At 61.5% G+C, this 23,881-nt stretch carries 19 protein-coding genes; 11 read left to right on the top strand and 8 right to left on the bottom strand.

The window, feature by feature from the left end:
- Window positions 1–137: 137 nt before the first annotated feature.
- On the top strand, window positions 138–1,268 hold the full coding sequence (locus tag CAURIM_RS08655; RefSeq protein ID WP_201827795.1) for a DivIVA domain-containing protein: 1,131 nt from the start codon (window positions 138–140) through the stop codon (window positions 1,266–1,268).
- Between the two features lie 122 nt (window positions 1,269–1,390).
- Window positions 1,391–1,561: a hypothetical protein gene (locus CAURIM_RS08650; protein WP_167595650.1), complete on the top strand. Its 171-nt coding sequence runs from the start codon at window positions 1,391–1,393 to the stop codon at window positions 1,559–1,561.
- Between the two features lie 116 nt (window positions 1,562–1,677).
- Here CAURIM_RS08650 and CAURIM_RS08645 read toward each other — a convergent pair whose 3' ends face one another.
- Window positions 1,678–2,751, bottom strand: a complete 1,074-nt coding sequence (locus CAURIM_RS08645; protein WP_201827799.1) for an HNH endonuclease signature motif containing protein — start codon at window positions 2,749–2,751, stop codon at window positions 1,678–1,680.
- Between the two features lie 363 nt (window positions 2,752–3,114).
- On the opposite strand from CAURIM_RS08645, the gene ileS reads away from it, so the two are divergent.
- A complete protein-coding gene (gene ileS / locus CAURIM_RS08640; RefSeq protein ID WP_201827801.1) occupies window positions 3,115–6,312 on the top strand; it encodes an isoleucine--tRNA ligase in 3,198 nt (1,065 codons plus the stop codon).
- Window positions 6,313–6,502: 190 nt separating this feature from the next.
- Here the strand turns inward: ileS and CAURIM_RS08635 are convergent, their stop codons facing one another.
- Entirely contained in the window at window positions 6,503–7,687 is a 1,185-nt protein-coding gene (locus CAURIM_RS08635; RefSeq protein ID WP_343884000.1) for an MFS transporter, read from the bottom strand.
- Window positions 7,688–7,869: 182 nt separating this feature from the next.
- Window positions 7,870–8,511: a GntR family transcriptional regulator gene (locus tag CAURIM_RS08630; RefSeq protein WP_070643720.1), complete on the bottom strand. Its 642-nt coding sequence runs from the start codon at window positions 8,509–8,511 to the stop codon at window positions 7,870–7,872.
- 150 nt (window positions 8,512–8,661) lie between these two features.
- On the opposite strand from CAURIM_RS08630, the gene CAURIM_RS08625 reads away from it, so the two are divergent.
- Window positions 8,662–10,125 carry a DNA polymerase IV gene (locus tag CAURIM_RS08625; RefSeq protein ID WP_201827808.1) on the top strand — a complete coding sequence of 488 codons (1,464 nt, stop codon included), beginning with the start codon at window positions 8,662–8,664 and terminating at the stop codon, window positions 10,123–10,125.
- Here CAURIM_RS08625 and CAURIM_RS08620 read toward each other — a convergent pair.
- Entirely contained in the window at window positions 10,122–11,057 is a 936-nt protein-coding gene (locus CAURIM_RS08620; protein WP_201827811.1) for an asparaginase, read from the bottom strand. The genes CAURIM_RS08625 and CAURIM_RS08620 overlap by 4 nt on opposite strands.
- 106 nt (window positions 11,058–11,163) lie before the next feature.
- Between CAURIM_RS08620 and CAURIM_RS08615 the strand changes: the two genes are divergently transcribed.
- Window positions 11,164–11,808 carry a WKL family lipoprotein gene (locus tag CAURIM_RS08615; protein WP_070729797.1) on the top strand — a complete coding sequence of 215 codons (645 nt, stop codon included), beginning with the start codon at window positions 11,164–11,166 and terminating at the stop codon, window positions 11,806–11,808.
- 130 nt (window positions 11,809–11,938) lie between these two features.
- Here the strand turns inward: CAURIM_RS08615 and CAURIM_RS08610 are convergent, their stop codons facing one another.
- Window positions 11,939–12,886, bottom strand: coding sequence for a DUF6263 family protein (locus CAURIM_RS08610; RefSeq protein ID WP_201827814.1), 948 nt, complete (start codon window positions 12,884–12,886; stop codon window positions 11,939–11,941).
- Between the two features lie 32 nt (window positions 12,887–12,918).
- Here CAURIM_RS08610 and lspA point away from each other — a divergent pair, with 32 nt between their 5' ends.
- The 4 genes from lspA to CAURIM_RS08590 are packed head-to-tail and all read left to right on the top strand — an operon-like array spanning window position 12,919 to window position 15,255.
- Entirely contained in the window at window positions 12,919–13,449 is a 531-nt protein-coding gene (lspA, locus tag CAURIM_RS08605) for a signal peptidase II (protein ID WP_070711456.1), read from the top strand.
- Window positions 13,433–14,356 carry an RluA family pseudouridine synthase gene (locus tag CAURIM_RS08600; RefSeq protein WP_201827817.1) on the top strand — a complete coding sequence of 308 codons (924 nt, stop codon included), beginning with the start codon at window positions 13,433–13,435 and terminating at the stop codon, window positions 14,354–14,356. The genes lspA and CAURIM_RS08600 overlap by 17 nt, the downstream gene beginning before the upstream one ends.
- On the top strand, window positions 14,353–14,952 hold the full coding sequence (locus tag CAURIM_RS08595) for a hypothetical protein (RefSeq protein ID WP_201827820.1): 600 nt from the start codon (window positions 14,353–14,355) through the stop codon (window positions 14,950–14,952). Before CAURIM_RS08600 ends, CAURIM_RS08595 begins: the two co-directional genes overlap by 4 nt.
- 33 nt (window positions 14,953–14,985) lie before the next feature.
- Window positions 14,986–15,255, top strand: a complete 270-nt coding sequence (locus tag CAURIM_RS08590; protein ID WP_201827823.1) for a permease — start codon at window positions 14,986–14,988, stop codon at window positions 15,253–15,255.
- On the opposite strand, the gene rarD is transcribed toward CAURIM_RS08590, so the two are convergent.
- Entirely contained in the window at window positions 15,252–16,154 is a 903-nt protein-coding gene (rarD, locus tag CAURIM_RS08585) for an EamA family transporter RarD (protein WP_070711454.1), read from the bottom strand. The genes CAURIM_RS08590 and rarD overlap by 4 nt on opposite strands.
- A 65-nt stretch (window positions 16,155–16,219) precedes the next feature.
- Here rarD and dnaE point away from each other — a divergent pair, with 65 nt between their 5' ends.
- Together dnaE and CAURIM_RS08575 are read left to right on the top strand one after the other, a co-directional pair.
- The gene (gene dnaE / locus CAURIM_RS08580; protein ID WP_201827826.1) at window positions 16,220–19,795 is read left to right on the top strand and encodes a DNA polymerase III subunit alpha; all 3,576 of its coding nucleotides are present in this window, start codon (window positions 16,220–16,222) and stop codon (window positions 19,793–19,795) included.
- Window positions 19,796–19,907: 112 nt separating this feature from the next.
- Entirely contained in the window at window positions 19,908–21,104 is a 1,197-nt protein-coding gene (locus CAURIM_RS08575; protein ID WP_070445363.1) for a cobalamin-independent methionine synthase II family protein, read from the top strand.
- A 107-nt stretch (window positions 21,105–21,211) separates the two neighbouring features.
- Here the strand turns inward: CAURIM_RS08575 and CAURIM_RS08570 are convergent, their stop codons facing one another.
- Together CAURIM_RS08570 and CAURIM_RS08565 are read right to left on the bottom strand one after the other, a co-directional pair.
- The gene (locus CAURIM_RS08570; protein ID WP_070445366.1) at window positions 21,212–21,838 is read right to left on the bottom strand and encodes a hypothetical protein; all 627 of its coding nucleotides are present in this window, start codon (window positions 21,836–21,838) and stop codon (window positions 21,212–21,214) included.
- Between the two features lie 110 nt (window positions 21,839–21,948).
- A complete protein-coding gene (locus CAURIM_RS08565) occupies window positions 21,949–23,874 on the bottom strand; it encodes a choice-of-anchor I family protein (RefSeq protein ID WP_201827828.1) in 1,926 nt (641 codons plus the stop codon).
- Window positions 23,875–23,881 lie beyond the last annotated feature (7 nt).

Below are 23,881 nucleotides of genomic sequence, written 5' to 3'. Positions count from 1 at the left end.
TTGAGACTCGTGCCAGCGTTAGATAATGTGTTGATTCGGATACAATGAGTTACCACAATCCGTATTATTAACCGCATATGTACCCGGCCTCTGGACCCTCTAGAGGTTTGACCGATTCGTAAGGGGAAGAGAAGTCAATGCCACTGTCACCAGCTGATGTACACAACGTCGCTTTCAGCAAGCCGCCAATTGGCAAGCGTGGCTACAACGAGGATGAGGTCGATCAGTTCCTCGACCTCGTTGAGGATGCTCTTGCTCAGCTGCAGGATGAGAACGATGATCTCCACGCCCAGGTTGAGGAACTGAAGTCTCAGGCTCCGGCTCCCGCTGCTGGCGGCGCTTCTGCCGCAAAGGTCGATGAGGCCGCCGTACGTAAGGAAGTCGAGTCCAAGCTGCGCGCCGAGTACGAAGCAAAGCTGGCTGACTCCAAGAACGAGATTGCCAAGGCCAAGGAAGAGACCAAGCGTGCGCAGGAGCAGGCGAAGGCCGCTCAGGCACAGTCCGCCCAGGCACCGGCTGCTCAGGCACAGGACAACTCCGCGGAGCTTAAGACTGCTCGCGAAGAAGCTGCTGCCGCCAAGCGCGAGCTCGAGGCCTCCAAGAAGGAGCTGGAGCGCACCAAGAAGGAGCTGGAGTCCGCAAAGAAGAACTCGGCTGCTTCCACCACTGCCTCCTCCGCCGCTGCTGTGGCTGGTGCAGGTGCTGCTCAGTCCACCGAACAGGGCCTCGCCACCCCGGATACCCACATGCAGGCCGCCCGCGTGCTGGGTCTGGCTCAGGAGATGGCGGACCGTCTTACCAGCGAGGCTAAGGCTGATTCCGAGTCCATGCTCGCTGAGGCTCGTACGGCTGCAGAGAAGCAGCTTGCCGACGCCGACTCGCACTCCAAGGCCCAGCTTGCTGACGCCCAGAAGCGCTACGATGCACAGCTGCAGGAAGCCGATACCCGCTCCAAGAAGCTGGTGGCGGATGCCGAGAACAAGGCAAAGCAGACTGAGTCTGACGCAACGTCCCGCGCCGAGGCACAGATTCGCCAGGCTGAGGAGAAGGCAGCTGCCCTGCAGGCAGATGCCGAGAAGAAGCACACCGAGGTCATGAACACGGTCAAGCAGCAGCAGACCGCTCTGGAGGCTCGCATTTCCGAGCTGCGTACCTTCGAGCGCGAGTACCGTACCCGCCTCAAGACCCTGCTGCAGTCTCAGCTTGAGGAGCTGGAGTCCCGCGGCACCGCTGCTCCCAACGGTGAAACCGGCAAGTCCAACTATTAATCAGTGAATGAACGGCGTCCCTGCGGGGGCGCCGTTATTCTTTTATGTAGGTATACGTTCGTAGGTATACATTCTTTGTAAAGCACAGAGCCCTTAATCATTGGTGGGGAAGGAGAGCACGCATGCTTATCGGCGCATTGCTGTTGGCCTTTGTCGCTTTCTTGGCCTTCGTGAACTACATCCTCACTGCCGCTGAGTGGTCTTTGTACCTACTCTTCGCTTCCGCCGGGGTGGGCATTGTTCTTTTCATTGCAGACACCGTGATTAAACTCCGCCGCAAGCACGACGAGTAGCCCGGTCCCGCAGAAAACCTGTAGCGCGCGTATCTCGGACACGACGAGTAGCCCTCGGTCCAGTGATAATTCTGGGTGGAGGGCTGCTTGTGCGAAGACTCCTAGTTGTGTAGCTCCTAGTCGTTTCTTTCCGGGGTGCCGAATAGCCCGGGAGGCGCTTGCAACGGCGTGGGCGGTGGGGGAGGGCCGTGTGTCCTTTTCGCTTTACCCCCGACCCGAGCCATGCGGCCGCGACCCGGCGGCGCATTCGGATCATCCTGGTTCACCCCGTTGTGATAGGGACAGAGCATCACCAAGTTTTCTTGGTTGGTGTACCCGCCGTTCTTCCACGCGATGAGATGGTGAACCTGGCATTCATCGGCTGGTTTCATGCACTTATCCCACGCGCAGACTGGGAACTCGGCCATAGCCATAATGCGTTGCTTGATGCTGGCCGAGCGCTCCTCGTAGTAGAGGTTGACCGGCCCGTGATAGGGGTGGAAAAGGGTCGCGAGTGCGCCTTCTTTATCGATCTCATCGGCGATGACCTTGTTGATGTATTCCGCGCCGGTCATCGTGGCACCGTTGGTCATGTGAAGGGTGATTTCCTCGCCGTCACCGTCGAGGATCTTTGTCATGGCCTCCAGTGGTACGAGGATATTAGTCTGCAGGCCGCGGCGCGGGGCAGCACCTTTGAAGATGGCCTCGCGGATGGACTTGAGGGGGCGTTCGCGGTCGATGGCGTCGCTAAGCTCTGCAATCAGGTGCGAGGGACCTGTTATTGCCATCGTCCACGGTGCATTGCGGCGGCGGTAAACAGTCACGCCCTCTTTCGGCGTGGGTGGTGCCGAGTGTTCCTTGAGCTTCTTTTTCGCCAGTGTTTCCATCGCGAGGGTATCGGCGCTCGTCCGGCAGAGTTCTAGGCGTAGTTTCCAACCCAACGCTTGTGTTTTGGCTTTGCGGGCATAGCGGTCGATGATCTCCAAGGTAGGCAAAGAATGCCTGCGTTGGCGCGCTGCCTTCACTGCGTCGCGTTGCATCCGCGTCATGGCGGTCTTGCCAAAGAAGCTCGTATGCAGCCGTACCAACTCCGCCGCGGTTTTGTCTGGGGAACCGGCGGCGATGAGGTCTGCTTCAGACATGCCTTCGCACTCGGCGACGACATCGATGCCGGCCCCGAGTGCGTTGAGGAAAGTCTGTAGCGCGTTCATATTTGTGGAGCTTAAAACACCTTATGACCTGCGCGCATTAGAAAAAATGTTCCTGTGGAAAACCTTATCCCAGGTGCCTCTTTTATGTACTGGCGTTTCTATTTTGAGGCTTTCGGGAACCTGGGCCTGTGAAAACTTGACCGCCTCGCTATACTTTTAGGCATATGCAGTGAGCCGGCTATCACCGGGGAGCATTCCGGAAGAACGTGCTTCGCGCTTAGCGGAGCATTATTAGAACCGGGCGGGTAGGGACCGTCATCTCCTTCACATCAACGAAGCGGGGCGCCTCGGTGCCCAAGCGGGGTGGTACCGCGAGCCGCAAGGCGCGTCCCCGCCACAGCGAACGAGTGAAGGAATTTTTAGATGAGTAATAACCCCGCGAACGTCGGCAGTGTTTATCCCAAAGTCGATATGACTGCTGGGTCTTCCCGTTTCCCCGATATGGAGCAGGAAGTCCAGAAGTACTGGAAAGGTGACGACACCTTTAAAGCCAGCCTCGAGCAAACCGAGGGCTGCCCCGAGTACGTCTTTTATGATGGCCCTCCCTTTGCCAACGGCCTGCCGCACTACGGTCACCTGCTGACCGGTTACGTCAAGGACATCGTCCCGCGCTACCGCACCATGGCCGGCAACCACGTCCCGCGCGTCTTCGGCTGGGACACCCACGGTCTGCCGGCAGAGCTGGAGGCAGAAAAACAGCTCGGCATCACCGATAAGGCCCAGATCGAGGAGATGGGCTTGGAGAAGTTCAACGAGTACTGCGCCAAGTCCGTCCTCGAGTACACCGATGAGTGGGAAGAGTACGTTAACCGCCAGGCCCGCTGGGTGGACTTCGAGAACGGTTACAAGACCATGGACTTGAACTACATGGAGTCCGTGATGTGGGCGTTTAAGGAGCTCTATGACAAGGGCCTGATCTACCAGGGCTTTAGGGTACTGCCGTACTCCTGGGCTGAGCACACCTCGCTGTCGAACCAGGAAACACGCCTGGATGATTCCTACAAAATGCGCCAGGACCCGACCCTGACGGTGACCTTCCCGGTAGCTGGCGCTGTGGAGGGAAGCGCAGCGCAGAAGACGTTGGCGGATAACGCCGAGCTTGCCGATGCCTCCTTCCTCGCCTGGACCACCACCCCCTGGACCCTGCCGTCCAACCTGGCGCTGGCGGTCCACCCGGAGGTCGACTACGTCTTGTTCAAGGCCACCGAGGGCAACTTTGCTGGCCGCACCTTCATCATGGCCGAAGCGCTCACCGGCACCCTGGCCAAGGAGCTGGGTGAGGCGGAAGTTCTCAAGACGTTCAAGGGCGCTGAGCTAGAGGGCTTCAAGTACCAGCCCATCTTCGATTTCTTCCCGGATGTCGAGAACGCCTACCAGCTGCTGCTCGCAGATTACGTCACCACCGAGGACGGTACCGGCGTGGTTCACCAGGCTCCGGCCTTCGGTGAGGACGATATGCTCACCTGCCAGAAGTACGGCGTGGGCCTGGTCATCCCGGTGGATGAGGACGGTAAGTTCACCTCGCAGGTGCCACCCTACGAGGGCCAGCTGGTCTTCGACGCTAACAAGTCCATCATCAAGGACCTGAAGGAAGCTGGCCGCGTGGTGCGCCACGTGACCATCGAGCACTCCTACCCGCACTCTTGGCGCTCCGGCGAGCCGCTCATCTACATGGCTCTGCCAGCATGGTTCGTCAAGGTGACCGAGTTCCGTGACCGCATGGTGGAGCTCAACCACAACGAGATCGAGTGGCTGCCGGAGCACATCCGCGACGGCCAGTTCGGCAAGTGGCTGGAGGGCGCTCGTGATTGGAACATCTCCCGTACCCGCTACTGGGGCGCTCCGATCCCGGCGTGGATCTCCGATGACCCGGAGTACCCGCGCGTGGATGTCTACGGCTCTCTGGATGAGTTGGAGCGTGACTTCGGCGTGCGTCCTACCAGCCTGCACCGCCCGCACATCGATGAGCTGACCCGCCCGAACCCGGATGATCCGACGGGCAAGTCCACGATGCGCCGCGTGCCGGATGTGTTGGATTGCTGGTTTGAGTCCGGTTCCATGCCGTTTGCGCAGAAGCACTACCCGTTTGAGAACAAGGAGTGGTTTGAGAGCCACTCGCCGTCGGACTTCATCGTGGAGTACTCCGGCCAGACCCGCGGCTGGTTCTACGTCATGCATGCGCTGTCCACCGCGCTCTTTGACCGCCCGGCCTACAAGAAGGTTGTGGCCCACGGCATCGTTCTGGGCAATGACGGCCTGAAGATGTCCAAGTCCAAGGGTAATTACCCGAACGTCAACGAGGTCTTTGACCGCGATGGTTCGGATGCCATGCGCTGGTTCCTCATGTCCTCGCCGATCTTGCGCGGTGGCAACCTCATCGTCACCGAGCAGGGCATCCGTGAGGGCGTGCGCCAGGCCATCCTGCCGATCTGGAATGCCTACACCTTCCTGCAGCTCTACGCTTCCCAGGACGCGACGTTCGATGTCAGCTCCACCAACGTTCTGGACCGCTACATCTTGGCCAAGACGCATGACTTGGTGAAGAACACGAATGATGCGCTGGCGAATACCGATATTGCTACGGCAACCGAGGAGGTTCGTCTCTTCGCGGATGCCTTGACCAACTGGTACGTGCGCCGCTCCCGCGACCGCTTCTGGGAGGGCGAGGAGACCCACCCGGAGGCCTTCAACACCCTGTACACGGTCCTGGAGACGGTCTCTCGCGTGGTGGCTCCGTTGCTGCCGCACGTGGCTGAGGTCATCTACCGCGGCCTGACCGGTGAGCGCTCTGTGCACTTGGCTTCCTACCCGAAGGCCGAGGACTACCCGGCTGACGCGGACCTGGTGGCCGCCATGGATGCCACCCGCGCGGTGGCTTCGGCGGCGTCGTCTGTGCGCAAGTCCAATAAGCTGCGCAACCGCCTGCCGCTGCCGAAGCTGACCGTGGCGATGCCGGATTCGGCTCGCTTGGCCGACTTTAAGGACATCATCCGCGATGAGGTCAACGTTAAGGACGTTGAGCTGACCGCTGACGTCGATGAGGTTGGCACCTTCGAGGTGGTCTGCAACGCCAAGGTGGCAGGCCCGCGCTTGGGCAAGGACGTACAGCGCGCCATCAAGAACCTGAAGGCGGGCAACTACGAGCGTGACGGCGAGGAGGTTATCGTTGACGGCGATATCCGCTTGACCCCGGATGAGTACACGGAACGTCTCAAGGCTGCGAACCCGGAGTCCACGGCGCGCGTGGACGGCGTGGATGGCTTGGTGGTATTGGATACCAACGTCACCGAAGAGCTGGAGGCTGAGGGCTGGGCGGCGGATGTCATCCGTGGCCTGCAGGATGCCCGCAAGGCCGAGGACTTCGTGGTCACCGACCGCATCACCGTGGTCCTGTCTGTCCCCGCGGAGAAGGAGGAATGGGCCAACCGGCACCGCGAGCATATCGCGGCGGAGGTGCTCGCTGTCGACTTCGCTGTGACGACCGAGGCTCTCGCGCCTAGTGCTGGCCAGAACGTCCATGATGTTCTTAAGGGCGTGACCGCCACGGTGGCTAAGGCCTAAGGCGACAACAGCGACGTAAACGGTTGCAGAAAAGCTCCGCTTCCCGGATGCGGGAGGCGGAGCTTTTAGCGTCTGTGCACAGGAAGCGCAGGGCAGCCTAAGGAAGGACGCCGTGGTTACGGGATGCTCGGGAGATTGCCCCGAGCGCAGGGGTGTTTCGGGAAGATGCAGTGATTGTGGGGGGGCTGCGCTAGCGGCGGGTGCCGGGCAGGTGCGCGCGCCAGGCAAGGATGACGTTGATGAGGCAGACTAGCGCCAAGAAGCTGCCGATACTGAACAACGCGGTGAAACCTATGTAGGGTGCAAGCGCGCTGAAGGCCATGGGGATGAAGAAGCCGGTGTAGGAAATGGAGTAGTACACGGCGGTCAGGCCGGCGAGCTCGCGCTCGCCCGCGATGCGCTGGACTTCAGACAAGCCGGCGACGAGAGCTAGGCCGTATCCCGCACCCATCGTCGCAGCGGCTGCGATGCCGAGCGGGAGGGAGAGCGAATGAGCGGCGAAGGCCCCGAGGATGGCGCCGACGGTGATGACGAACATGGCCAGCGCCGAGGCGCGTGCAGACTGATGGGTATCCACCAGACGGCCCAACATCTGGACGGCGACACCGCAGCCGAGGGTGATGACAGTCATCAGGCCGGAGAAAGCGATAGGGGCATCACCTGCCGAATCGGACAAGAGCTGTGGCAGCAGCGCATAGGCTGCTCCCGCGCAACCGAATACCCACGGGGCCACGGGGACGACGACGCGCAGGAAACGCTTGTGAGCAACGGCTGGGATATGCAGCATCTCCAGCATGTCGCGCACCCGAAGCTCCAAGACTGTGGTCTTGACGTCGCCCCGGCTGGGCTGGCGGGTCTCCGGGGTATGCAGGATCCACACGGCGGTCAGTAACGTAAGCAACATGTGGAGGATATAAGCCGTGTGGGTCGGCCATGGGCCCCACTGAGCCAGTACCGAAGCGATACCTGCGCCCACGAGGAAGCCTGCGGTCAAGCACAAGGACGCTTTGCGGGCGCCTGTCGCCGGGTCCCCGCCAGCACGCGTGATGAGCTCTGTAATCCACGTTGAGCCCACGGCCATGACCAAACCCAAAGCCATGCCGCACAGGACGCGCCCCAGCGCAATGATGAGTGGCTCGTTGGGGGCGATGGACAGCAAGAAAGAGCCTGCCAATGACAGCGGTGCCGCGGGGAGCAGCAGGGGGCGGCGGCCAAGCAGGTCGGATAGTGGGCCACCAATCAGCAGGGCGGGGATAATACCTACGACATAGGCGGCGAGAAGCCCATTGACCGTAACCTGGGAAAAATTGGAGGTCTCGCGATACATCACCAGCAGCGGGGTGAACTCGTTTCCGCCCCACGCCACGGCAATCATTGAGCCAGCGACGGGGTACCACGCACGCTTTGGTAGCGGCGCTTCGAGGGAGCGGATGGGCGACCCTGTGCAGGCAGAGTTTTCAGTGCCTTCAGAGCTTTCGGTAGTGGTGTCGGCTTCTGTACAGGCGTCGGTTTGGGTAGCGGGCGCCTCGACAGCAGAGCTCGAATGCGCGGATACAGTCACAGTTGCTTCCTTGAGGAGTTGAGGTGGGAATGGAGTTCGGTCAGGTAGGAGTCGATGTCGCCGGTGCGGAGGGCGTCGGCAAGCACTGCGTGCTGGGCCACGAAGGCGCGGGCCTTCTCAACGCTGCGGCCGATGGCGGTGGCGGTAAAACGCTGTTGGCGCTCGCGCAGCGTGTGGCCGAGGTGCGCCAGCAGGCGGTTGCCGCCGTTGTCCATGATGGTTTGGTGAAACTTAGCGTCTAGTTGGGTATAGGTGCCCAGATCGCCAGCGTCGAGGGCGGCATTTTGTTCCTCGATGGTGGCATCGAGGACATCGGCAATGAGTTCACGTTCCTCGGGGGATAGCCCGCAGATGTGGCGCGCAGAGTTCTCGTCCACGAGGAGGCGGGCCTCGTAGACTTCTCGGATCTCGCGGGGGCTAATCGGCACGACCAACGCGCCACGTTTGGGATAGAGCTTCAAAAAGCCTTCCACCTCCAAGCGGAGGAAAGCCTCGCGCACCGGGGTTCGGCTCATCCCTAGCTCGGCGGCTAGGGCGGCTTCGGAGAGCATGTCCGAGTCATCGACCTCGTCATCGATGATGCGGCGCTTGAGGTGCTCATAGGCCCTTTCAGCGGCAGGTACCTTGTCTTTTTGCATGTATACATGATGCATGCAAGCGGGGTTTGGTGTCTAGCGCCAAGCGCCAATCGTGGGGCATAGATCACTTATGCCGCGCATGAGAGCTAGTTCTCTTTGCCTGCCTAGGGCTTCCTTGTGGATGCGAATATATGTTTTAGACTTGTAGTTATGCAGCGCTGGGTTCTTCACATCGACATGGATGCGTTCTATGCCTCGGTGGAACAGCTGACTCGGCCCACCCTGCGCGGTCGTCCGGTGCTTGTGGGAGGGACGTCCGGCCGCGGGGTCGTCGCGGGTGCTTCCTATGAGGCGCGCGCTTATGGCGCGCATTCCGCCATGCCCATGTTCCGCGCGCAGCAGCTCGTGGGTTTTCGTGCCGTGGTGGTGCAACCTCGCCGAGCAGTCTATTCGGTGGCTTCGCGCCGGGTATTTGAGATCATTGCGGAGCACGCTGGGGTCATCGAGCAGCTTTCCATCGACGAGGCCTTCATGGAACCTGAGGCACTAGTCGGTGCCTCAGCCGACGAGGTTCGTGAGTGGGCAGAGAACCTGCGCCGCGTGATTCGAGCGGAGACGGGCCTTCCCAGCTCTATTGGTGCGGGTGCGGGAAAGCAGAGCGCGAAGATCGCCTCGGGGGAGGCCAAACCGGACGGCACCTTCGTTGTTCCACGAGAGCGCTTCGAGGAGCTCATTCACCCGCTGCCGGTGGGAAAGCTGTGGGGTGCGGGGCCGGTCACCCAGCAGAAGCTTGCCGCCATCGGAGTGGAGACTATCGGCCAGCTGGCCGCAATGAGCCGCAAGGAAGTCGAGATTTCGCTCGGCGGTGTGGTGGGTGTGCAGTTGTGGGAGCTTGCCCAAGGGATTGATGAGCGTCCAGTTGCCCCGCGCGCGATTGCCAAACAGATCTCCACCGAGTTCACCTATCCCACCGATCTGCGCACGGCGGCAGAGGTAGATGCGGCGCTGATTCGCGCGGCGCATGGCGCTCATTCCCGTTTGTTGAAGGATGGTCGCGGCGCGCGCACGGTGACGGTGAAGCTGCGGATGGCGGACTTTCACATCGAGTCACGCTCAGCCACCTTGCCCTATGCGACAGATGATCTGAAGGTGCTCGAAGCCAAAGCGCTGAGTTTAGCGCGCTACCCGGAAGAACTCGGTCCTATCAGGCTGGTGGGCGTGAGCTACTCAGGGTTGGAGGAGGCCCGCCAAGACGTGCTCTTTCCGGAACTAGACCATGAGATCGTGCGCCAGGACCCAGACACGGACTATGAAACCGGGGTCAGCGATTATCTGCCGGGCAGCACGTCCACCCCAGTCGATGTCTCCCCCACTGCAGATTCCGAGGAATCGCCGAGCTGCAAATGGCGTGCTACTCAGGACATTTATCACCCCGACTTCGGCCACGGTTGGATTCAGGGTGCGGGCCACGGAGTGGTCAGCGTGCGCTTTGAAACCCGCGCTACGGGCCCGGGGTTTGTGCGCTCCTTCGCCGCTGAGGATGAAGAGCTCCGCCCAGCCGATCCGCTGGACTCCTTGGCCTGGGAGGACGTACTGCCGGACAATGATGCCGAGCTTGACGGTGACGTCGCCCCCGAGGGGACGGTAGAGGCCCCACCACGCGAGGACAATTAGCCCGCGGTATAGGCCGTGCTGGTTGGTGCCTTACTAAACATCTCTGCCACCGGCGTGCCTGTAGCAAGTGCCGCAGCAAGCATAATGCGGGCCTGCCCGGCGCGGAATCCGCCGGCGGCCACCGCGCCCATCTCGCCCAAGGTGGCGCCACCGCCAGCGCCGCCATAGGCCAGCTTGGTATTCCCGTAGGGAGTTCGGGTGCTGATCACCACGGGCACGCACGCCTGCAGCGCGCGGGTCACCCCGGCACCCATCTCCGCGCCCATGTTTCCCGAACCCATCGCCTCGATGACGAGGCCGGAGGCGTGGGGGAGGGAGGCGTCGACAAGCGTGGCACCGGCACCCGGGTAGGCCGCGATGATTTCAACTGGATGTCCGGCCATCGGTGCCAAGGGGAGGAGTGGCACAGTGGAGTCTCCCACCGGCAATTCCTCAAAGCCGTTGAGCTGCGAAGTATGCCACTTGCGCGCACCGCGCCCAGGGATAGTCTTGCCGCCGAACTGCACCCACACGCCCGGCTTGCCGGAGCGCAGAAGCCCATAGGCCTCGCGCAGGTTGCGCGGGCCATCACCGGCCGGGTGGTCGAAGGCGCGCTGGGCGCCGGTGAGCACGATAGGGCCATCGCCCAAGTCAAAAAGGGACAAGGCCAGCGCGGTTTCCTCCATGGAATCGGTGCCGTGCGTGATGAGGACGCCGTCGATGTCTGGGCGGGAGAGCTGTTCGCGAACGCACAACAGGAGCTCATCGAGGTCGGCCAACGTAATTGAGCTGGAATCTAGCGCGCGGAATTCCACCACCTCAATGTCGTGCGTGCCGCCGTCAGTGCCCAGAGAAGCGGCCAGCTGCTGGCCGCTAACGGTGGGGACTAGGGAACCGTCACGGACCGTCGTACAAGCGATGGTGCCACCGGTGGCGATGAGGGCAAAGGTCATGCCAGCAGGCTACTACAGCCACGCACCTGCGCGGGAAACCCAGGGCTGGGTTCACGGACGCTAAAGTAAAAAGGATAAACTACGATCCCCTACGTGAGGAGTATTTGTGAAATCCTTCAAGCTGAGCGCCGCCGTCCTGGCTCTGGGCGCCGCGACTGCCCTGTCCGCCTGCTCGTCTTCTGAGGATGCTGCGAGCGAGAGCAGCACCGCCGCCAAGCCTTCGGGCGAAACCTCCGCCTCGCAGGTTGTCTCCACCGAGATGCCCACTGTGGAGCAGCTCAACGAGATTCTGTCCAAGGCCGCGGACCCGAACCTTCCCCAGGAAGAGAAGGTGCAGCTGGTCCAGGGTAGCGAGACGGCGCCGGAGCTTTTCGACGTCATGTCGCAGTCCCAGGCCGAATCCGGTGCCACCTTCGAGGTCGTGGCCCCGGTCATTCCGGGCCTCGTGCCGGATTCCGCGCTGGCGACCGTCCACATCAATACCCCGGATGGTCAGCAGCAGACCGCCGACCAGGTGGAGTTCATCAACGAGAGTGGTACATGGAAGCTGTCTAAGACCTGGGCTTGTGTTTTGGTCACCAACATCGTCCCGCCGGAAGAGGTTCCGGAGATGTGCGCCGATTCCGTGCCGGAAGACGCAGCGGCGCCTGCCGACGCCCCCGCTGAAGGCGAGGAAGTGCCAGCCGAGCAGGCCCCTGCCGAGGTGCCTGCAGAGGACGCTGAGGCTCCCGCTGAGGCCCCAGCTCAGTAAGCTCGGCCGACAAAAACCTCAGCGCCCACCACCCACTGGCTTTTCTGCCAGTCAGGTGGTGGGCGCTGTGTTGTCTGGAAACCCGTGACGCGGCTGCCGCGTGCAGCGGCATAGGCGCCAAGCGCGCTAGCTAGTCGGTTGTGAACTCCATTTCGGTGGCGCTGGTCTGCACCACGCGAAGATCGGAGCCTTCCGCACCATAAGAAATGGCGGTGGTCACAGAGACATCGCCGGCGGTGGGAAGCGGCTTGGTCAGATCAACTGTGACCGAGCCTTCCGAGGTGGAGGTGTGATCGAGCACCTTGAGTTCTTTGCCCTGCAGTTCCTCGGGGGCGTCGGCACCGTCAAAGGACAGCGCGCCCAGGGAAGGACGCTGCTCCACCTTGACGCTGAGGGTGGCGGTATCCCCGTCCAGCTTGTCCAAGGTATATGTCGTGGTTTGCAGCAGCGTGGATTCGCCAGTGACGCGCGATTCCACCATCCATGTCGCGCCGGGGCCGATTTCCTCATCTGGGAAGACGATGGGCAGGGAGGTCAGGCTGGTGATAGCGCGCTCGACTGTGCTGCGGGCCTGATCGGTTGCTGCCTGCGGGGCCGCTAGGCGCAGAGAATTCATCTGTCCGGTATCCGTACCACGCCACCCAAACTGGAAACCCTCGGCGGAAGAGACATCCGTGCCGTCAGCCTCGGGCTTGCCCACGGTGACGAAGGCGTTGCGGCTCGCCGGAAGCTGGCCTTCGACGTTCTCGGTGGCAGCTTCCACCGAAGCCTGCAGCGGAAGAGTGACCGTATCCTCGGTCGCCGGCGAAAGGGCAGCGCTGCCATCTTTGCGCAGCTGCTGGTCGAAACCCGTGGCGACCTTGTAGGTCAGCTCCTGAGAAGCATCGAGATCCTGATAAGCCAGAACGCGGCTGGCACCGTCACCGGGCTCCAAGAGGGTGACGCGCGGGGCGTCGAGGGCCAAGCCGACCGGTTCTTCGACTGGCTTGGACGGCTGGGAATAGGAACAGCCGGCGAGCGCGCCGCTTACTCCTAGGACGGTGGCGGACAGGACTGCTAGAGCTCTCACACGAAACACGCATTCCAAATTACCGGATGAGCCTGTTTAGAATGGAACGGGTGAAAGCAAGGAGTTATATCGGAGTGATGGTTGCGGTGGTGCTCGGTGTGGCCGCCGTCGACCAAGCCGTGAAGGCGCTGATGCTGTCCATCCTCACCGAAGGTGAAGCCTTACCGGTGTTCGGTGACTGGTTCCGCTTCTACCTTTTGTTTAACCCCGGCGCTGCCTTCTCCATGGGAGGGGAGGGCTCGACGTGGCTGTTTACCACCATCCAATTGGCCTTCATCGTTGGCGTGGCCATCGCCGCTCCGCGTATCCACGACAAGTGGCAGGCCATCGGGCTGGCAATGATCGCTGGCGGCGCGCTGGGCAATTTCATCGACCGCCTGGTCCGTGAGCCAGGGTTCTGGTTCGGCCACGTCGTGGATTATATCTCCGTGGGCAGCTTCGCAGTGTTCAATATCGCGGACGCGGCAATCACCTGTGGCGTGGTGGTTTTCATCATCGCGATGTTCTACTCAGAGATGAATGAGAAGTCGGAAGAGCAGGAAGCGGGGGAGTGTAATGCGCGAAAGCCGTAGGTTGCCGGTACCCGAGGGCCTCGATGGCATGCGCGTGGACGCTGCCTTGGCCAAGCTCCTGGGTATTTCCCGCGCCCGAGTGGCCCAGTTGTGCACGGCGGGTGACGTGGAAATCGACGGCGAGGCAGTGGGCAAGTCCGAGCGCTTAAACGCCGGCGGGTGGATCGACGTCATGATGCCGGCGCCTGCGGAACCACTTGTCCCCAAGGAGGAGCTGGTGGAGGGCATGGATGTCCTCTATGTCGACGAGGACGTCATCTGTGTGTTCAAACCGGTGGGGGTGGCCGCGCACCCGACGTTGGGCTGGGATGGCCCCACCGTCATTGGCGGGCTGCGGGCGGCGGGCTATGCGCTTGCCGACGCCGGCCCTACCGAACGCAAGGGCATTGTCCACCGCCTCGACGTGGGAACCTCCGGCGTCATGGTGGTGGCCGCCAGTGAGCGTGCCTACTCCCAACTCAAGAACGCCTTCCGCGAGCGCACCGTGAAGAAGACCTATCACGCCGTGGTCCAAGGCTTGCCGGATCCCATCGTGGGGACCATTGATGCACCCATTGGCCGTCATCCTTCGGCGGGCTGGAAATTTGGGGTCGTCGATGACGGCAAACCGGCGGTGACACATTACAAGCTGCTGGAGGCCTTCCGCGAGGCTAGCCTCCTCGAAGTTCATTTGGAGACCGGCCGAACCCACCAGATCCGCGTCCACATGTCCGCCACCGGGCATCCCTGTGTGGGTGATCCGATGTATGGCTGTGACCCGAACCTGGCCAAGCGCGTGGGGCTTAACCGCCAGTGGCTGCATGCGGTAAAGCTCGGATTTACCCACCCGGGTACTGGCAGGTGGTTTGAATGCACCGCACCTTATCCCGAGGACCTGAAGCACGCCGTGGAGGTTTTGCGCGGATGAGCCCGCAGCGGAGCACGCGCCAGCGCATCTATCGGCGCCGCCGGGCCGCGGCGCTGGTGCTGTTGGCGGTGCTGGCGCTGGTGGTGGTTCTCGCTTTCGGCCTCCTTGGCACCCAGCCCCGCACGGCGCTGCAAGGAGACCAGCTGGGGCCGGATGGAACCGAGACTGCTGCTGAATATCGCGAACGCGCGGAGGCCTCACTAGCGCAGGCGGACGAGCCAGCCTATGCCCTGGTGGGTTTTAGCGAGGCGCTGAGCGCACAGGAGGTCTCCGATGCGCTGAGACCAATCCAGCGCATGGATGCCATCGTGATCGGGCTGGCCGCCCCCATTGCAGTTCCCGAACCTGTCACTGGCGCCACGCGCGTCGACGTCCTCGATACCGTCCTGTCCCGCGTGTCCGACCATGCCCGTGACATGGGGGAGGAGGCACCACCGGAGGTCGACGCCGTCGTGGTGTATTCCGATGGGAGTCAGTTGCGCGCCCTCGCCTCCGACCCGCGGGTCGATACCGTGGAGGTCGCGCCCGAGGATGCCGCATGGGGCTCCTTTGGCGTGCGCCCGCCCGTCAACGTCGGACAGAATGAGAACCGCTAGAACAGCTACCGATAGAACAACCAAGGAGAAGACATGCGCCTATTTCCCAACACCTCCGAGTGGCCGCCGAACTACCGCTTTGCCTACCTCTTGATGTGGGCGGGCGCGTTCATCGCCTCTGGGGCCGCCATCGCGCAAGGGATCTGGGGAGCAGACAGGCTCGCCTTCGGCATTCTCATCGTGGTGGCCATCTACTGCATCGCCATGGCCATCCTCATGCCGCGGTGGGCGCTCAACGCGCGCGAGGAATCCGCCCGGCGTGCCCGGGCTCGGGAGGCGCGCGACGAGCTGAAGCGCCGCTAGTCCCGGCTGGGGGTTGTTTTCTCTGCGGGGTGGAGGCGGGCGCGGCGTCGAGAAGCGCGGCCCATGCGCACCAAGTCCGCCAGGTAAATGATGACCGCTACCCAGATGATGGCGAAGCCGATCCAGCGTTCCGTGGACATGTGTTCCTGGGTGACAAACAGCGCCCACAGCATCTGCATGATGGGGGTCATGTACTGCAGCATGCCGAGGGTAGACAGACGCAGGTGCTTAGCGCCCTGGGCGAAACACAGCAGCGGCAGGGCGGTGACGAGGCCGGAGGTAACCAGCAGTGCGATGTGCCCGGGCCCTTCGGTAGTGAAGGTGGATTCGCCCTGTGCCTGGAGGTAGCCCAGGTAGATCAGCGCGAAGGGGAGCATGACCAAGGTTTCCGCGGCCACAGAGCCCATCGAGGAAACCGTGATGCGTTTCTTGAGCAAACCATAGATTCCGAAGCTGAAGGCCAAAGCCAGCGAATAATAGGGGGCCTGACCGGTCATGAAGGTCAGCCACAACACTGCGATGAAGGCGATGCTGACCGACGCCACCTGCGCCTTCGTCAGCTTCTCCTTGAGGAAAATAATGCCGAGGGCCACGGAGACGAGAGGGTTGATGAAATAGCCCAGTGCGGCATCGGCCACGTGATCGCTGTTGATGGCGATGACATAGGTGCCCCAGTTGATGGTGATGGCCACGCCACAGGCAAACATCCACCCCCAAGTGCGCAGGCTGAACGCTTTCAGCTCGCGCCAGCCACCTGTCACCAGCAACACTGCGGTGACGAGAACGGCGGTCCACACGATGCGGTGGGCCAAAATCTCAAACGGGCTGGCGGGGCGCAGCAGCGGGAAGAACGCTGGGAAGAAACCCCACATGAGATAGGCAGCAATGGTGTAGAACATTTAAGAAAATGTACCTTAACGAGGACCTACGGGCGAAGTTTGACGTCCCCGCTAAGATGAGCCGCATGGCCAAAAACTCCTCCTTCGTCCATCTGCACAACCACACCGAGTTCTCCATGCTGGATGGCATGGCCAAGGTGGATATGTTGGCTGATGAGGTGGTCCGCCAAGGTATGCCGGCGGTGGGCATGACTGACCACGGCAACATGTACGGCTCCAATGCTTTTTACCAAAGGATGACTAGTGCTGGCGTGAAGCCCATCATCGGCATCGAGGCCTACCTGGCGCCGGAATCGCGCTTCAACAAGAAGCGCGTGCTGTGGGGAACCCCGGACCAGAAGCGCGATGACGTCTCTGCCTCCGGCGCCTACCTCCACCAGACCATGCTGGCGGAGAATGAAACCGGCCTGCGCAACCTGTTCAAGCTTTCCTCCTTAGCTTCCTATGAGGGTCAGTTGGGTAAGTGGCCGCGCATGGACGCCGAGCTGATTGCCGAGCATGCTGAAGGCATCATCGCGACCACCGGGTGCCCTTCCGGCGATGTGCAGACCCGCCTGCGCCTGGGCCAGTTCAACGAGGCGCTCGAAGCTGCTGCCATGTGGCAGGACATTTATGGCAAGGACAACTTCTTCCTAGAGCTCATGGACCATGGGCTGGACATCGAAAAGCGCACGCGTGACGGTCTGCTGGAGATCGGCCGCAAGCTGGATCTGCCGCCGTTGGTGACCAATGACTGTCACTACGTGCTGGAATCCCAGGCGCCTTCCCACGAGGCCATGCTCTGCGTGCAGACCGGCAAGACCTTCATGGACCCGGACCGTTTCAAGTTCGACGGCACCGGCTACTACATCAAGACTGCTGCGCAGATGCGTGAGCTGTGGGACCACATGGTGCCGGAGGCCTGCGATAACACCCTGTGGATTGCCGAGCGCGTGCAGGACTATGGCGCGATTTGGGAAGAGCACACCCACGACCGCATGCCGATTGCCGACGTCCCCGAGGGCTACACCCCAACCTCCTGGCTGACCCACGAGGTCATGGAAGGCCTGAAGGATCGCTTCAACGGTGGGGATGTGCCGCAGGAGTACATCGACCGTGCTGAGTACGAGATCAGCGTCATCGATATGAAGGGCTACCCTTCCTACTTCCTCATCGTGGCCGAGCTCATCAAGCACGCGCGCTCCATCGGCATTCGCGTTGGTCCGGGCCGTGGTTCGGCGGCCGGTGCGCTCGTGGCCTACGCGCTGACGATTACCAACATTGACCCCATCGAGCATGGCCTGCTCTTCGAGCGATTCTTGAACCCGGAGCGTCCGTCCGCACCGGATATCGATATCGACTTCGATGATCGCCGCCGCGGCGAGATGATTACCTACGCCGCCGAGCGGTGGGGCGAGGACAAGGTTGCCCAGGTGATCACCTTCGGTACCGTGAAGACCAAGCAGGCCATTAAGGACTCCGCCAAGGTGCACTTTGGCCAGCCGGGCTTCCAGATGGCGGACCGCATCAACGGCGCCCTGCCACCCGCGATCATGGCCAAGGACATCCCGCTCGCCGGCATCACGGACCCAGAGCACGAGCGCTATTCGGAGGCGGCCGAGGTCCGGCAGATGATTGAGACTGACCCGGACGTCAAGAAGATCTATGAGACCGCCCGCGGCCTCGAGGGCGTGGTCCGTCAGGCCGGCGTGCATGCCTGCGCGGTGATTATGGCCTCGGTCCGGCTCATGGACCACATCCCGATGTGGAAGCGCCCAGCCGACGGCGCCTACATCACCGGCTGGGACTACCCGGCCTGTGAGGCCATCGGCCTGCTGAAGATGGACTTCTTGGGACTGCGCAACCTCACCGTGATCGGTGACTGCCTGGAAAACATCAAGAAAAACCGCGGCGAGGAAGTCCACCTAGAAGACCTCCATGCCGACGACCCGAATGCCTCAAAGGTCTATGACCTGCTGTCGCGCGGCGATACGTTGGGCGTGTTCCAGCTCGACTCGGGCGGCATGCAGGAGCTGCTCAAGCGCATGAAGCCAACGGGCTTTAAGGACATCGTGGCGTCACTGGCGCTCTACCGCCCGGGCCCGATGGGTGTGAACGCGCACTGGGATTATGCGGACCGCAAGAACGGCCGCAAGGAAATTACCCCAATTCACCCCGAGCTGGAGGAGCCGCTCAAGGAAATCCTCGATGAGACTTACGGTCTTATCGTGTACCAAGAGCAGATCATGCGTATCTCGCAGAAAGTGGCAAACTACACCGCCGGCGAGGCAGATGGCTTCCGTAAAGCCATGGGTAAGAAGAAGCCAGAAGTGCTGGCCCAGCAGTATGACAAGTTCTGGAGCGGCATGAAGGACAATGGCTACTCCAAGGAAGCAATGGATGCTCTGTGGGGCACCATTGAGCCCTTCGCCTCCTACGCGTTCAACAAGTCCCATGCCGCGGGTTATGGTTTGGTGTCCTTCTGGACGGCCTACCTCAAGGCCTACTATGCGCCGGAATACATGGCCGCACTGTTGACCTCGGTGGGTGATAAGAAGGACAAGTCCGCTATCTACCTGGCTGACTGCCGCCACCTGGGCATCCGCGTGCTCTCACCGGACGTTAATGAGTCGGTGGAGACCTTCCAGGCTGTCGGCGAAGATATTCGTTTCGGCATGGGCGCTATCCGCAACGTCGGCGGGGAAGTGGTGGATTCCATCGTGAAGACCCGCCGGGAGAAAGGGGCTTTCACATCCTTCTCCGACTATCTGGACAAGATTGAGCTGGCGGCCTGTTCGAAGCGTGTCACCGAATCCCTCATTAAGGCTGGTGCTTTCGATTCCCTGGAACACCCACGCAAGGGCCTCATGCTTATTCATGAAGACGCCGTGGATTCGGTGCAGACGACCAAAAAGGCAGCCGACAAGGGGCAATTCGACCTCTTCGCTGGCTTCGGAGGCGGGGATGAACAGGGTGACTCTGTTTCTGCTTTTGCCATCGATATCCCGGAGGAGAACTGGGACCGTAAACACGAGCTGGCTCTGGAAAGGGAGATGCTCGGCCTGTACGTGTCTGGCCACCCGCTTGATGGTTTCGAGGAAGCACTGAATGCGCAGACGGATACCCCAATTACCAAGATCCTCAACGGCGAAGTGGGCAATGGCCAGGAGCTCGTGATTGGCGGCATTATCTCGGGCGTTGACAGGCGCTTTTCCAAGCGCGATGGCTCGCCCTGGGCCATCGTGAGCATCGAAGACCATAACGGCGCCCAGGTGGATATCCTCGTGTTCAACCAGGTGTACTCGCTGGTAGCCCCGCAGATCGCTGAAGACAACATCATCCTGGCCAAGGTCCAGGTGAAGATCCGCGATGAGCGCATGTCCCTGTTCTGCTCCGATATCCGCGTTCCCGATTTGGGGCCGGGTAACGGTGCCGGTCTGCCGCTGCGCCTGACCATGCGCACGGATCAGTGCACCATGGACAACATTGCGCGGCTGAAGCAGGTCTTGGTCAACAACAAGGGTGAGTCTGACGTGTACCTCACGCTTGTCGACGGCGAAGAGTCCACCATGATGGTCCTCGGCGAACATCTGCGCGTGGAGCGCTCCAGCAACCTCATGGGTGATCTCAAAGCGACGATGGGCGCCGGAATTCTCGGCTGAGGTAACACCCCGCATTCGTGTGCTGAATAAAAGTACAGAATGAGGCGGGCTGTGCTTCGCCCGTGGGTTACGCTAGACAGCACAGTCTAGTTGAAAGGGAGGCCGTTTCCTCATGGTCAATAAGATCCGTACCACTCACGTCGGCTCGTTGCCGCGCACGCAGGAGCTGTTGGACGCTAACCTCGAGCGCTCCGCCGGCACCATCTCCGATGAGAAGTTCCACGAGATTCTGGAGCGCTCGGTCGCTGACGTGGTCAAGCGCCAGGTTGATCTCGGCATCGACATCATTAACGAAGGCGAATACGGCCACATCACCTCTGGCGCTGTGGACTATGGCGCCTGGTGGAACTACTCCTTTACCCGCCTGGGTGGTCTGACCATGACGGACAAGGACCGCTGGGAGATCGGTGACAAGATCCGCTCCGAACCGGGCAAGATTCGCCTCTCCTCGATGAAGGATCGCCGCGACCGCGCCCTGTTCGCGGAGGCCTATAACGACCCGGATTCCGGTATCTTTACCGGCCGCAAGAAGGTTGCAAACCCGGAGTTCACCGGTCCGGTTACCTACATCGGTCAGGAGCAGGTCGAGGCTGACGTGAAGCTGCTTGCCGATGCCCTCCCCGAAGGCACCGAAGGCTTCGTCGCCGCACTGTCCCCGGGCGCTGCGGCCCGCCTGCCCAACAAGTACTACGAGGATGAGTCCGATCTCGTGCGTGCGTGTGGCGAGGCGCTCAAGGTGGAGTACAAGGCCATCACCGATGCCGGCTTGACGGTGCAATTCGACGCCCCAGACCTGGCCGAAGCCTGGGACTCGGTGGTTCCGGAGCCGACGGTCGAGGATTTCCAGGCCTTCTTGCGCGAGCGCATTGAGATTCTCAACGAGTCCATCAAGGATATCCCGCGTGAGCAGACCCGCCTGCACATCTGCTGGGGCTCCTGGCATGGCCCGCACGTGACGGATATTCCTTTCGAGGACATCATTGAGGAGATCTTGCAAGCCAAGGTCGGCGGCTTCTCCTTCGAGGGCGCCTCGCCGCGTCATGCGCACGAGTGGCGCGTGTGGAAGGACCACAAGCTGCCGGAGGGCACTGTGATCTACCCGGGTGTGGTTTCGCACTCCACGAATGCTGTGGAGCATCCGCGCTTGGTGGCGGACCGCATCATCCAGTTTGCTGAACTGGTGGGCCCGGAAAACGTGATTGCATCGACGGACTGCGGCCTCGGCGGCCGTTTGCACCGCCAGATTGCGTGGGCCAAGCTGGAGTCCCTCGTGGAAGGTGCCCAGATTGCTACCGAGGAGCTGTTCTAAGCAAGGAGTAGCTCCCCCCTCAGCCAGCAGCTGAATACCACGCGCGAACCTAAATAAAAACGCGCGAACCGTATAGGTTCGCGCGTTTCTTTTCGTTGGGGCAGCGGCTATTTCGCAGCTGCCTTCTCGTCTTCCTTCTTCTGGGAGTTATCCCAGTAGAAGCCCTGGCTCTTCAGGAACGCACGCAGGCCGTCGAGGACGGATGGGTCGAATTGCGCGACCACGGTCAACGCATTAATCGCGACGGCGACCAGCGCGATCGTGCCGCCGACCCAGGCAAAGACCTCCTCGGCCGTGTCATTGGGGCGCGCAGACTGCACCCAGTCGGGCATCTCGTCCCATTCCTTCTCCAGCGCCGCGTCCTTTTCTGCCTGGACGCAATCTGGTTCTGCGGGCATACCGGAGGAACCATAACCGTTAAGGATGCCGAGCCCGAGCTCCTGCGGACCCATGAAGGAAGACCCCGCGGTGCCATCAGCCACCGCCTTTTCGTGCTCCTCTTGCGCCTTGCGTACCTGGTTCGCACACTCCTCGGAAAGATCAGAGGTGTCGATGCGTCCGACGTTCATCGAGCTTCCACCGTTTGGACCCTCGGAGCTTCCGCCCGTGGAGCTTTGGCTCAGGGAGGACGAGGAGGACTGGCTGCTCTCAGCTGATTCGGCGGCTGAGGCCAGCGGGGTGACCAATGCCATCGTCGTGGCACACACTGCGATTAGTGAGGTGGAAAGGCGCATAATCAGGGGTTCTCCTTGGGAAGGGTGCGAAAGGAAGTACGAGAAAAAAGGGGGAGGGTTGTCTCAAACCCACTTCAATGTAGCAGCCCTCCCCTTAGTGAAGATAGGTTTTATAGGAACTTCTCCAGCTGCTCGCGCAGCGGTGCTGGAGCAAAGCTGAGAACTGTTTCGCGGACACCCGGGGCGTTCAGCAGGCCTACCGCGGCAGCGACAGCGGCGATGACTCCGATGAGAGACCTGACGGCGATGGTCGCGGTGGAGGAGTGGGAACTCTGGCTGCTCTTGTCTTCGTTATCGTGGTCGTCGGCATCGTCTTGGTTGTCCTCGTCGGCATTGAGCAGGTCCTCAACGTTGTAGACGGTGGTGGTTCCGGAAACCTCGTTGCCTACGATGAGCAGGTGCTCACCGTTAGGGGAGTCTGCCTTGTCGACGAAGGCAAAGCCCTCCGGGCCCAAGTCGCCGGCAGCAGCGAACTCATCAGTGGAGAAGTCGCGGTTGTTGACATAGGTGACGAAGGAAGCGGTGGCGGGGTCGGTGACGTCGTAGACGAAAATGCCGCCAACGCGCTCGGCGCCAATGAAGGCATAAGTGCGCTCCCCAACGGTGCCGATGGTCAGGGCCTCTGGTTCTGGGCCCTTGTTATCAGAGCGATCGTCGAACTCTGCCTCTTCGTTATCGGCGTTGTGGTGGAAGATACCCGGCTCGTTGAGCTCAGCGGTGATCTTTTCGAACTCGGCGCCGGAATCGAAGACAACGTTGCCCTCTGAGTCGTAGATGCTGAAGGAACGAGAACCGTAGGCATAAAGCTCATCGAAACAGCCCTTTTCTTCGTTCCAGCCGGAGGCGTTGCTCAGCTTCAGGTTGCCAGCGTGCTTTTTGTCGGCGAGTTCCTCCACGTTGACGTCGCCCAGCGCGCCCTCACATACCTTGCCATCCTCAACCAGATCCTTGAGTTCCACTTCATCGGTGTAGACGCCGGAGCCACCGTCCTTTTCCTTCACACCCCACTCGCGGGCATCGCCTTCGTTCGCAGTGGCAAAGTAGGTCTGGCCACCAGCGGTGAAGGCGCCGATGGAATCTGGCATGGACAGGCCCTTGACCGGGAGCGTGCGCAGCTCGGCCGCGTCATCCTTGTTCGAGGGGTCCAGCGGGACCTGCGAGTGATCCGCGATGTGGGCGGGCAGGATCTTCTCCACCGTGGCGGATTCAATATCGATGACGCCGATGGCGTTGGCCTCCTGCAGCGACACGAAAGCCTTGCCGTCCTGGGAGGTGATGTACTCCGGCTCAAAGTCGATGGACGGCTTAGAATCATGGCCGGAGGGGCCGAAGACTCGCACGCCCTCTGGCAGAGGCTGGTCGTCGAAAGCCGTGAATCCAGCGATGCGGGCATCCGCCTGCGTTGGCGCCTCAACAGCCTCCGGAAGCTTGATAACGGAGACGGATCCTTCCGGGTCCGTCACGTAGTCGGTGCCCTCGGCGTTGAGCTCATTGGATGGTTCGCCTTCGTTGGCCAGCAGTGCGTAGCCGCCATCTGCGGTGAGGTGGACGTTATCCGGCAATGCACCCACCATCACGCGGCCCACTTCGGCGGTATCCAGGTCCGCGGCCGCGGCGTTGAAGAACAGTGCTTCGCCGTCCTCAGTCTTGTCCGCCTGTTGGACGGCGGCCACAGCCAGGCCGTCGGGGCGCACCGCTACGGAGTTGATTTCCTTGCCTTCACCAGCAGAAATAGAGCCGATCAAGGTGGGGTTGGCTGGGGCAGAAGCGTCGAGAACATCAATCTGACCCGCGTGCGCATTGACCGTAAGGATGCGGTTGGAGTCCGGGTGGAAGGCCACGATCTCCGCAGCCGACTCCGCGTATACCCCGGACTCATAGGTGCCAACCGGGGTGAGCTTGAGACTGGCGTCTGCCGCCGAGTGCTCGATGACGTTGTTCACAATCGCGGCCGAGGAGGCCGGTGCGGCCACGCTGAGGCTGGTTGCGGTCGCCACGCAGAGCGCGAGAGAGCGGCGGGAGATAGAGCGAGACATTGAGAAA

Source organism: Corynebacterium aurimucosum (assembly GCF_030408555.1).
Lineage (GTDB): Bacteria > Actinomycetota > Actinomycetes > Mycobacteriales > Mycobacteriaceae > Corynebacterium > Corynebacterium aurimucosum.
The sequence above is the reverse complement of the archived record's forward strand: the minus strand, read 5'-3'. Positions and strand labels throughout refer to the sequence as shown.

Excerpts from the sequence above, each read along its gene's own strand:
- CAURIM_RS08655 (WP_201827795.1), top strand. The coding sequence starts at position 138 with ATGCCACTGTCACCAGCTGATGTACACAACGTCGCTTTCAGCAAGCCG.
- CAURIM_RS08650 (WP_167595650.1), top strand. The coding sequence starts at position 1,391 with ATGCTTATCGGCGCATTGCTGTTGGCCTTTGTCGCTTTCTTGGCCTTC.
- CAURIM_RS08645 (WP_201827799.1), bottom strand. The coding sequence starts at position 2,751 with ATGAACGCGCTACAGACTTTCCTCAACGCACTCGGGGCCGGCATCGAT.
- ileS (WP_201827801.1), top strand. The coding sequence starts at position 3,115 with ATGAGTAATAACCCCGCGAACGTCGGCAGTGTTTATCCCAAAGTCGAT.
- CAURIM_RS08635 (WP_343884000.1), bottom strand. The coding sequence starts at position 7,687 with ATGATTGCCGTGGCGTGGGGCGGAAACGAGTTCACCCCGCTGCTGGTG.
- CAURIM_RS08630 (WP_070643720.1), bottom strand. The coding sequence starts at position 8,511 with ATGCAAAAAGACAAGGTACCTGCCGCTGAAAGGGCCTATGAGCACCTC.
- CAURIM_RS08625 (WP_201827808.1), top strand. The coding sequence starts at position 8,662 with ATGCAGCGCTGGGTTCTTCACATCGACATGGATGCGTTCTATGCCTCG.
- CAURIM_RS08620 (WP_201827811.1), bottom strand. The coding sequence starts at position 11,057 with ATGACCTTTGCCCTCATCGCCACCGGTGGCACCATCGCTTGTACGACG.
- lspA (WP_070711456.1), top strand. The coding sequence starts at position 12,919 with ATGGAACGGGTGAAAGCAAGGAGTTATATCGGAGTGATGGTTGCGGTG.
- CAURIM_RS08600 (WP_201827817.1), top strand. The coding sequence starts at position 13,433 with ATGCGCGAAAGCCGTAGGTTGCCGGTACCCGAGGGCCTCGATGGCATG.
- CAURIM_RS08595 (WP_201827820.1), top strand. The coding sequence starts at position 14,353 with ATGAGCCCGCAGCGGAGCACGCGCCAGCGCATCTATCGGCGCCGCCGG.
- CAURIM_RS08590 (WP_201827823.1), top strand. The coding sequence starts at position 14,986 with ATGCGCCTATTTCCCAACACCTCCGAGTGGCCGCCGAACTACCGCTTT.
- rarD (WP_070711454.1), bottom strand. The coding sequence starts at position 16,154 with ATGTTCTACACCATTGCTGCCTATCTCATGTGGGGTTTCTTCCCAGCG.
- dnaE (WP_201827826.1), top strand. The coding sequence starts at position 16,220 with ATGGCCAAAAACTCCTCCTTCGTCCATCTGCACAACCACACCGAGTTC.
- CAURIM_RS08575 (WP_070445363.1), top strand. The coding sequence starts at position 19,908 with ATGGTCAATAAGATCCGTACCACTCACGTCGGCTCGTTGCCGCGCACG.
- CAURIM_RS08570 (WP_070445366.1), bottom strand. The coding sequence starts at position 21,838 with ATGCGCCTTTCCACCTCACTAATCGCAGTGTGTGCCACGACGATGGCA.
- CAURIM_RS08565 (WP_201827828.1), bottom strand. The coding sequence starts at position 23,874 with ATGTCTCGCTCTATCTCCCGCCGCTCTCTCGCGCTCTGCGTGGCGACC.